The following is a 9,438-nucleotide window of genomic DNA, read 5'->3' on the forward strand; positions in this document are numbered from 1 at the left end:
GGGCTTCAGCCCGCGATGAATGACCGACTGATCGCGGGCTGAAGCCCGCTCCCACGGCAACATTACTCGACGCCAACCTCTTCCGCCATCGTCTGGCACATTTCCGCGCAGCTCCGGCAGGCGGCGGCGCAGTTCTGCATCTTCCCGTCGTCCTCGAAGCTATCGCAAGCGTCGGCGCATTCCGCGCAAATCTCCGCGCACACCTCACAAGTCATCGGATGCAGGTCCGACCCGCGCAGCATGAAGTTGGCGCTGGTCTGGCAGATTTCGGCGCAATCCAGTAGCAACCGAAGATGGTCTGAATCGGCATGTTTATCGCCTTTATCCAGGCAATAAGCCATCGTTTCCACACAGGCGCGATGACAGTCCAGACATTCTTGAATACAGGATTGCATTTGCTCGTTCATGAGATAAGTCTCCATGGTGGACATTAAGTACCTTCAAAAACCCGCCAGACGGGATTATTGAAACAGAATGAAGGCCGGGCGCTTTTTTTAAAATAAGTACGAGTACGCAGAAAGGCGAGGGCGGGGACTGGCGTTGCCGGTGGAGTATATTCGGGCGGGGTAAGGGTTGATGGGATAAGGGGTATTACGGATAGGCAGAAAAAAGTCCGAACCATGCCTAAACGCTCGGCTCTAACCCTGCTAAGACAGGCTGTTTCCCTGCCGGAACCGTTTTCACTGAGGACTTTCGGAAGGAACCGCCGTCGGAACCCTACGGGGGACGGAGCCACCGTTTCCGGTGGTTTTTAAAATCAAGGAGGTGTGTTATGACACAGGTGCAGGCATTCGCACGGGTATTCGGAATCATCTACGTCATCGTCGGCATTATGGGATTTTTGCCGGGATTGGTCTCGCCCTTGGTGGATACCACGGGGCTGGCCGTGGCCACGGGTTATGGCCGATTGCTGGGGATATTCCCGGTTAATTTGGTGCATAACATTGTGCATATCGGCGTGGGTATCTGGGGGATTATGGCCGCCCGGAGTTTCATGATGTCGGTGGGATTCGCCAAGGTCAACGCGATACTGTTTGGCATCTTGACCCTGCTGGGCATTATCCCGGCCACCAACATGCTATTCGGTCTGGCCCCGCTGTACGGCAGCGATGTGGTGATTCACGCGGCAACCGCCGCCGTGGCCGCCTATTTTGGCTTTGCCGCCCCGGCCCATCAGGGGGAAACCCACGCGCCGACTTTCTGACGCAATAGTCCGCCATAAGCGGCGAAACGGCCCGCCTCCAGCCAGTTCTGGGGGCGGGTTATTTCGTGTTGGATTTGGAAAAATGAAGCCGCCATCTCCGCGACTCGAAGCGGGAAGAGAAAGAACAACAGTCAGTGCGTGAAATCGGAGGGACCAGAACAGGCGGGGCTAGAAATGAATATGGTAATTGCCGCCGCCAGGGTTCGCTTTGTCGTATTCCGCCAGGAGGCTGCTTTTCAGAAGGCGGAACGCGGTTTTCTCGGTGTACCAGTGCCCCGAGGAGGGGTCTTGCCATTCAATCCGGTAAGAAACGTCCCGGCGCTGCTTCCGGCGTTTCCAGCCATATCCTTTGAGCGCCAGGACGGTGAGTTGGCGTCTTAACAGAATTCCGAATGATGTTTGCATGGTCGTGACCTCGATCTGAAAATGACAAAGCTCGGCGACGTTGAGCCAGTATTTCCTGGCGGCGGGTTCCCCTGTGAAGTTTGACAAACTCAGCAGTCATTAAGCACATAATGGGCCATAAGGATTGACGCTTAGGATTGCTGGGGTAAGGGGTGCCTGGTGATGGGCGGTGGGGGCCAGGTTTGGGGTTGAGTCCGCACCAAAATCGGTGAGATACCGCACAGCGGGGGCGCGGAAGCGTGGCCCTAAGGTATAGGTATGGGGAGGTGTGTTATGGCAAGCGAGTTTTTCAGGGCGAAACCCAGGCTACAGGACCGGCGGCTGGTGCTGGAGTCCAAGGCTTACTTTGGCGTAAACATCCCCAAAGCAAGCCTTGGATTCCAGAACCCGTGGCGGCGCGAGCGCTTTTGTGCAAGTTTTAGCGGAGGGTGCCGAGTGTGTCCGTGGCGGGACAATTACCCGTGTCCGAGATATCCGGCGCGGGCATTTGGAACTTGAATATTAGTAGGTTCTAATTCTATTAAGGGATTGATTTTAAACAACAATTTTGGAACAGCTAATCCCATTCGCCGCCAAGGTAAAAAAGTGTGGACACTAAATTTTTTTTCATTAGACTGTGCCCAGCTTTAGGGATGAAGCGCACTTTTAAGAGTCGTCAAAGAGGAGGAAGGCCCGATTCGGGCTTTAAAAACAACAATAAAGCACTGCTTAATGGACCGCACCCGACCGTTTTGGTGGATGGGTCCAATGCCAAAAATAACAAAAAAATCGGCCCGCTGATGCGGGCATTTTTTTGCCTGAACGAAAGACAAAAAAAAGCGACCACGAGGGTCGCCAAGAGGAGGAGAACTTTTGGCCCGGCACACCCGAGGGACTAAAAGCGGCTTGCCTGAAAGTTCTGTCGAGGTTACGCATAAATTGTACACGGCTATTACCCTTCCTTTTATCAGACATTCTTATAGAAGACATACCCGCTCGATTATCTTCAAGCCAAAACTCATTGGCCGTTCAATAGGATAAATTCGCCTTCTTCAGACGGCCCGTCAATCCAGATGGGCAAGCAGCCGTCAAGCCTTGATTGATCCGTATTGATACGCCACTCGGACCAGTCCCGCCGTGTTGTCCACCGTCAGCTCGTCCTTGATCTAGGAAACGGTCTTGAAGCTCCGCCCCAATTCCTCGCGCCAGCTTGGGGACCAGCGGGAAGGGGCAAGCGCCAAGCCAAAAAAAGGCGACCTCGAATGATGAGGTCGCCCAAGTCTTGGGGGGTTGTTAGTCGCGGCTGGGAACCACGGAAGCCCGTGGTCCCAGACTTTCCGGTTAGTGCAGGTCGGCGGTCTTGCCAATCGGGCCAACTTCGCGGGGCCGGGAGGGGCTGCCGCTGTCGGAACCAGTGGGCCCGGCGCTCGGCGGTTTGCTGTCCCAGTTCTCCGGGGCACCGGGCACTCTGCCGTTCATGATGTCGTCGATCTGATGACGGTCGATGGTCTCGTAGGTCATCAAGGCTTCCGCCATCATATGCAACTGGTCCAAGTGTTCGCGCAGAATCCGTTCGGAGCGCTCGTAGTTGCGGTCGATCACCGAGCGGATTTCCTCGTCAATGAGGTGGGCGGTCTCCTCGGACACCGACTTGTGCTGGGTGACCGAGCGGCCCAGGAACACTTCGCCTTCTTCCTCGCTATAAGCTAGCGGGCCGAGCCGTTCCGACAGACCCCAACGGGTGACCATGTTGCGGGCCAAGCCGGTGGCGCGTTCGATGTCGTTCGAGGCACCCGTCGTCACCTTCTCCTTGCCGAAGATGATTTCCTCGGCGATGCGGCCACCGAACAAGCTGGAAATCTGGCTTTCCAACTTCTGCTTGCTGGCGCTGTACTGGTCCCGTTCCGGCAGGAACATGGTGATGCCCAGCGCCCGGCCACGGGGGATGATGCTGACCTTGTAGACCGGGTCATGTTCCGGCACGACCCGACCGACGATGGCGTGACCGGCTTCGTGATAGGCGGTGAGCAGCTTTTCTTCCTCGCTCATGACCGCCGACTTGCGCTCGGCGCCCATCAGGATTTTGTCCTTGGCCTTTTCGAAGTCCAACATTTCGACCAGCTTCTTGTTGGTGCGGGCCGCGAACAGAGCCGCTTCGTTGACCAGGTTCGCCAAATCCGCGCCGGAGAAGCCGGGCGTGCCACGGGCCAGCCATTCCACTTCGACGTTGTTGGAGATCGGCACCTTCTTCATGTGGACTTTCAGAATCTGCTGGCGACCGCGCACGTCGGGCAGGCCCACGGTGATCTGACGGTCGAAGCGGCCCGGACGGAGCAGGGCTTTGTCCAGTACGTCGGGGCGGTTGGTGGCGGCGATGATGATGATGCCTTCGTTGCCACTGAAACCGTCCATCTCCACCAGCAATTGGTTGAGGGTCTGTTCGCGCTCGTCATGTCCGCCGCCGAGACCGGCGCCGCGCTGACGGCCCACCGCGTCGATTTCGTCGATGAATATGATGCAGGGGCAGCGCTTCTTGGCTTCCTCGAACATGTCGCGGACCCGGGAAGCGCCCACGCCGACGAACATTTCCACGAAGTCGGAGCCGGAAATCGAGAAGAACGGCACCTTGGCTTCGCCCGCGATGGCGCGAGCCAAAAGGGTCTTACCTGTGCCGGGCGGTCCCACCATCAGGGCGCCACGGGGAATCTGTCCGCCTAACTTCTGGAATTTGCTGGGGTCTTTCAGGAAGTCGACCATTTCCTGCACGTCTTCCTTGGCTTCGTCGCAGCCCGCCACGTCGGCGAAGCTGACCTTGACCTTGTCTTCCTCGATCAAGCGCGCCCGGCTCTTGCCGAACGACATGGCGCCGCCGCCCGCGCCGCCCTGCATCCGCCGCATGAAGTACACCCAAACGCCGATCATCAGCAGCATGGGGAAGGCCGACATGAACAACTGCATCAGCAGGGAAGGGCGGTCCGGCGGCGTGACTTTAATATCGACGTTGTACTTGAGCAGGTCGTCGATTAGGTGGGTGTCGCCGGGATTGTAAGTGGTGAAGCGGTCGCCATCGGTCATCATGCCGGTGATGACGGGGCCATCCATGCTCACCTGCTTAATGTTGCCCTGGTTGATCGCCTGGATGAAGTTGGAATAGGAAATCGAGTTGTCGGTTTTGGAGCGAGCGCCGAAATTGTTGAATATCGACATCAGAACAACGGCGATGACGACCCATAACAGGACGTTTTTGGCCATGTCTTTCATGGAGCCTCCTAAGGTTGGTAGGGCGGAAGGCCGTTGTTCGGCATCCCGGAATTATGTCGGACTCGTTTGGTTGTTATTAATGTCCAGGCAATGCCAAGTGCCGGGAGCGAAAATAATCTGTCTGTTCAGTCGGTGTCTACACTAACATATGAACAATGTGGGTTGTCAACCCGTTGTCATGGACAAAAGTTTTTCGTAGCATCGTTAGCGGTCGGCAATTTTAAATATGCAAGTTCAAGGCCCATGGCGACAAATACCCTAGATGAACCCACCTTTGGCATCGGCACCGTGGTCCGCATGACAGGTATCCCCATGGATACCTTGCGGGTCTAAGGGTGCCGTTACAACACCGTAACGCCACGCCGCACACCGTATAACCATCGCTATTACACCCACAAGGATGTGGCCCGTCTGACGCTCATCCGGCGATTGGTCGAAGGCGGACGCGCCATCGGCGGCGTGGCATAACTATCAGATGAGGCTTTGCGGGAAAGATTGCAAGCCCAGGCCGAATTACACGCCACAAATCCCATTCAGTTGGCCGAACCCGGGCTGAGTATCCGCCTTCTAGTTTACGGTGATTTCCTACCGTTTTCCTTGGACACTGAAATAGAAAAAATGTTTCCGATAAACATTATCGGCAAGCATCCTATTTTTGCCGACTTTGAACGAGACGCCTTGGCGCTGAAACCGGATGTCCTGGCGGCGGAATTCCCGGCCCTGCGCTCGGATTCTGCGGCCCGGGTGCGCGATTTGGCGCAGCGGGCCGGGGCCAAGTGGGCGGTGGTGGTTTATGGCGTGACGGTAAAATCAGTGTTGGAGCGGCTCAACCGGCCAGGGCAATCGCGCTATGCGCAAAAAAAGCTTGTGTCTCCTCTCCCGCTGGGGAGAGGGAGAAAACGGGGAACACCTAATATATAGTGCGATTGCCCCAACGGCGCGGGTCATCTGCTTGCTTTGGCTGCCGCCTGCCAAGCCTCCTCCAAGCGCTTCGCCGAAACCGGATAAGGCGTCTTCAACTGCTGCGCGAACAGCGACACCCGATACTCCTCCATCATCCACCGGAACCCATCCCGCTCCGGCGCAATCCGCCCATTCGCCGCCTTCACCGCTTTCCAGTATTTCTCCGCAAACGGCTCCACTTCCTTGAACTGCTTCAAATCCTTGAGCGGGTCTTGGGCGGATTTTTCCAGCCGGTTCAGCACCGCCTTGAGATAGCGGGGCATTTCCCGGATTTGCAGATAAGGCGTGCTGGTCCAGAACCCCGCGTAAATCATCAGCGCCAATTGCGCCTGCATATCCGCTTTAGCGGGTGCCACGCGGCAGGCTTTCAGCTTGGTTTGCGCCTCGCCGTACAGGGTGAGCAAGCTTTGCGCGGTCTTCGCCATGTCTTCGGCTTTCGTCACCAACTCCGTGCGGTGCGCCTGAATGCGCCCCGTGAACGCGGCGGCGCTGCGGATGTCCGGCTGGCCTTCCAAGTACAACGCGCCCATTACCCGATCCAGCAAGTCTTCCCGCAATTCCCGGCCCGGTTTCAGGTCGGGATAGAGGAACGGATGGGCGGGCAGTTGCTTATAAATCAACTCGGCCTGGGTGTTCACCGCCAGATTCTTCTTGAGGTACTTCAACTCCTTGGCCAGCACCAGCCGGAACAGCCGGGCCAGCCCGAGTTCCTGTTGGCGGGCGGCTTCCTCCGGGGTTTCGAACACCCGCACGCCCACGGTCTCGCCCTCGTCCACCACCGCCGGGAAGCCGTAGACCTTCTGGCCGTCGTGTTCCCCGTCGAAGCATTCCGGCAAATCGCCGAAGCTCCAGTCCTTCAGTCCCGTATATAAATAAGCCTGCCTGGCCAACTGCTGGAAGTTCTTCCCGGCGTCGGCGGAATGGCGTTTTTTCAACTCGTCCAAATCACGGGAGCGGTCCACCACGGCGTTGAATTCGTCCACCACCGCGAAATTCATCCGCAGATGCACCGGCATCACGTCTTCCCGGAAGGCATCCTGCGACAAGGCAATCCCGCCGGTTTTCTTGAGCGCCGAGGCCAGTTGTCCGTACAGCGAACCGCGCCCCACATCCAGCATGGGCATGACCCGTTCGGCGTGGTCCGGCACCGGCACGAAGTGGATGCGGTAGGTCTTGGGCAGCGACTTGATGAGGGCGACCACCTTCTCCTTGAGCAAGCCCGGCACCAGCCAGCGGAACGGCGTGGGGTCCAGTTGGTTGAGCAGATGCAGCGGGATGATGGCGGTCACGCCGTCCTCTTCGTGGCCCGGCTCGAAGCGGTATTCCAGCGGGAAGCGCAGCGGCCCGGCCTGGATGTGGTCGGGGAAGTTCTTCACATCCAGCGAGGCGTCTTCCTTGGCGGTGATGTCGGCGCGGGTCAGCTTCAAAATATTCGGCTGGCGGACCTCCGCCGCCTTGCGCCAGCGTTCAAAGGTGACGCCGTTCACCACGTCCTCTGGGATGCGCTCGTCGAACCAGCGATAGAGCCAAGCGTCGTCCACCAGCAAATCCGCCCGGCGGCCCTTCTGTTGCAGGTATTCCGCCTCTTCCAGCAGCTTGAGGTTGTGCAGGAAGAACGACGCCTTGCTGTCGTAATCCATCAGCACCAGGGCGTGGCGGATGAACATTTCCCGCGCTTCCTTGGGGTTGATGCGCTCGAAGGGAATCTTCCGCCCGGCCTGGATGACCAGCCCGAACAGCATCGTCCGCTCATGCACCGCCACCCGCGCCGCCTTGCGCTCCCAGTGCGGGTCGTAGTGCTGGAACTTGACGATGTGCGCCCCGACGGTCTCGATCCATTCCGGGTCGATCTTCGCCACGGTGCGGGCGTAGACCTTGGTCGTCTCCACCTGCTCGGCGGACATCATCCATTTCGGCTTGGTCTTGAACTGGAACGAGCCGGGATGGATGAACAGCTTCGCCCCCCGCGCCCCGAGATATTCGGCCTGCTCCTGCTTCAAGCTGACGTTGGACAAGAGGCCGGACAGCAGCGCCCGGTGGATTTCGCCGTATTCGCCCGGCGCGAGGTTCAGCTTCAATTCCAGTTCGCCCTTCACCACGTCCATGATCTGGCTATGGATGTCGTGCCATTCGTTCATCCGCACATAGGACAAGAAATTGTCCCGGCAATGCTGGCGCAGCTTGGCTTTCGACAGGTGCTTCTTGTGTTCCTCGTAGTCCTTCCACAGGTTCAGGAAGGCCAGGAAATCCGAGTTCTCGTCGCGGAACCGCCAGTGCTTCTGGTCGGCATACAAAGCTTGATCCGCCGGACGCTCGCGGGGATCGGGCACGCTCAGGGCGGCGACGATGATGGCGATTTCGGTCAGGCAATGCTCGTCGGCCCCGGCCAGCAGGATGCGCCCGAGCTTGGGGTCCACCGGCAGCTTGGCGAGTTTGCGGCCAATCTCGGTGATGTGGCCGCGCTCGTCCAAGGCGTTGACCTCCTGCAAGGTGCGGAGTCCATCGCGGATCAAGCGTTCGTCCGGCGGTTCGACGAAGGGGAAGCGGGAAATGTCGCCCAGCTTGAGGGCGTGCATTTGCAGGATGACCGCCGCGAGGTTGGTGCGGAGGATTTCCGGATCGGTGAACTCGGCGCGGTTGAGGTAATCCTGTTCCGAGTACAGCCGAATGGCGATGCCCGGCCCGACACGCCCGCAGCGGCCCGAGCGCTGGTTGGCGGAAGCGCGGGAGACTTTCTCGATGGGCAGGCGTTGCAGCTTGCTGCGGTGGCTGTAGCGGCTGATGCGGGCGTAGCCGGTGTCGATGACCGAGCGGATGCCGGGCACGGTGAGGGAGGTTTCCGCGACGTTGGTCGCCAGCACGATGCGGCGCTGGCCGGTGGGTTTGAACACCCGTTCCTGTTCCGACTGGGACAGGCGCGAGTACAGCGGCAGGATTTCGCATTTGGACGGATGGCGCTTGCGTAGCGATTCGGTGGTTTCGCGGATTTCCCGTTCGCCCGACAGGAAAATCAGGATGTCGCCGGGCATTTCCCGCCACAACTCGTCCACGGCGTTGAGGATGGCGGTCTGTTCGGCCTTGTCGGTCTCGTCGCCTTCCTCGATGTCCACCGGGCGGTAGCGCACGTCCACCGGGTAGGTGCGGCCCGACACGTTGATGATGGGCGCGTCGTTGAAGTGCCGGGAGAAGCGTACCGGGTCGATGGTGGCGGAGGTGATGATGAGCTTGAAATCCGGGCGGCGCGGCGCAAGAGCACCAATAGCGTCAGGCCGACAGGCAGGTTGACCAGGAAGACCAGTCTCCAGTCGATGAGCATCGCCAGTCCGCCGATGAGAGGTCCCGACGACGAAGCCACAGCTCCGCCCATGGCCCAGGCTCCGACGGCGCGAGCGCGTCGGCCTGGGTCGTCGTAGGCCTGACGGATCAAGGCCAGGGACGCCGGCATCATCAGGGCGGCGGCAGCGCCCTGGACCAGGCGTGCCACCACGAGGGCGCCGAGCGAAGGGGCCAGTCCACATGCCAAGGACGAGACAATGAACAGGATGGCGCCGTAGGCGATTGCGTGTCGGGCGCCGATGCGGTCCGAGACGCCACCCGAGGTCAGCAGGAACGCGGCGAACATGAGG

6 protein-coding genes and 2 pseudogenes are annotated in these 9,438 nt (G+C 59.1%); 3 read left to right on the forward strand and 5 right to left on the reverse strand.

Translation table 11 applies throughout. From position 1 onward, the window contains the following. Positions 1-62: 62 nt before the first annotated feature. Entirely contained in the window at positions 63-407 is a 345-nt protein-coding gene (locus ACXWUF_RS12690; protein WP_458495039.1) for a four-helix bundle copper-binding protein, read from the reverse strand. 365 nt (positions 408-772) lie between these two features. Between ACXWUF_RS12690 and ACXWUF_RS12695 the strand changes: the two genes are divergently transcribed. After that, positions 773-1,204, forward strand: a complete 432-nt coding sequence (locus tag ACXWUF_RS12695; protein WP_458495040.1) for a DUF4383 domain-containing protein — start codon at positions 773-775, stop codon at positions 1,202-1,204. Positions 1,205-1,372: 168 nt separating this feature from the next. On the opposite strand, the gene ACXWUF_RS12700 is transcribed toward ACXWUF_RS12695, so the two are convergent. Then, complete coding sequence (locus ACXWUF_RS12700; protein ID WP_458495041.1) at positions 1,373-1,609, reverse strand: hypothetical protein; 237 nt, start codon at positions 1,607-1,609, stop codon at positions 1,373-1,375. A gap of 1,320 nt (positions 1,610-2,929) precedes the next feature. Then, positions 2,930-4,849, reverse strand: a complete 1,920-nt coding sequence (gene ftsH, locus ACXWUF_RS12705) for an ATP-dependent zinc metalloprotease FtsH (protein WP_458495042.1) — start codon at positions 4,847-4,849, stop codon at positions 2,930-2,932. Between the two features lie 363 nt (positions 4,850-5,212). Here ftsH and ACXWUF_RS12710 point away from each other — a divergent pair. Both ACXWUF_RS12710 and ACXWUF_RS12715 read left to right on the forward strand, forming a co-directional pair. Then, positions 5,213-5,317, forward strand: a pseudogene (locus ACXWUF_RS12710) (MerR family transcriptional regulator); the annotation flags it as partial. A gap of 27 nt (positions 5,318-5,344) precedes the next feature. After that, positions 5,345-5,770: a hypothetical protein gene (locus ACXWUF_RS12715; RefSeq protein WP_458495043.1), complete on the forward strand. Its 426-nt coding sequence runs from the start codon at positions 5,345-5,347 to the stop codon at positions 5,768-5,770. 23 nt (positions 5,771-5,793) lie between these two features. On the opposite strand, the gene hrpA is transcribed toward ACXWUF_RS12715, so the two are convergent. After that, positions 5,794-9,186 carry an ATP-dependent RNA helicase HrpA gene (gene hrpA, locus ACXWUF_RS12720; protein ID WP_458495044.1) on the reverse strand — a complete coding sequence of 1,131 codons (3,393 nt, stop codon included), beginning with the start codon at positions 9,184-9,186 and terminating at the stop codon, positions 5,794-5,796. Next, positions 9,075-9,434, reverse strand: a pseudogene (locus ACXWUF_RS12725) (MFS transporter); the annotation flags it as partial. The pseudogene ACXWUF_RS12725 and the gene hrpA, both read right to left, overlap by 112 nt. Positions 9,435-9,438 lie beyond the last annotated feature (4 nt).

It is taken from the genome of Methylomagnum sp., assembly GCF_054333355.1.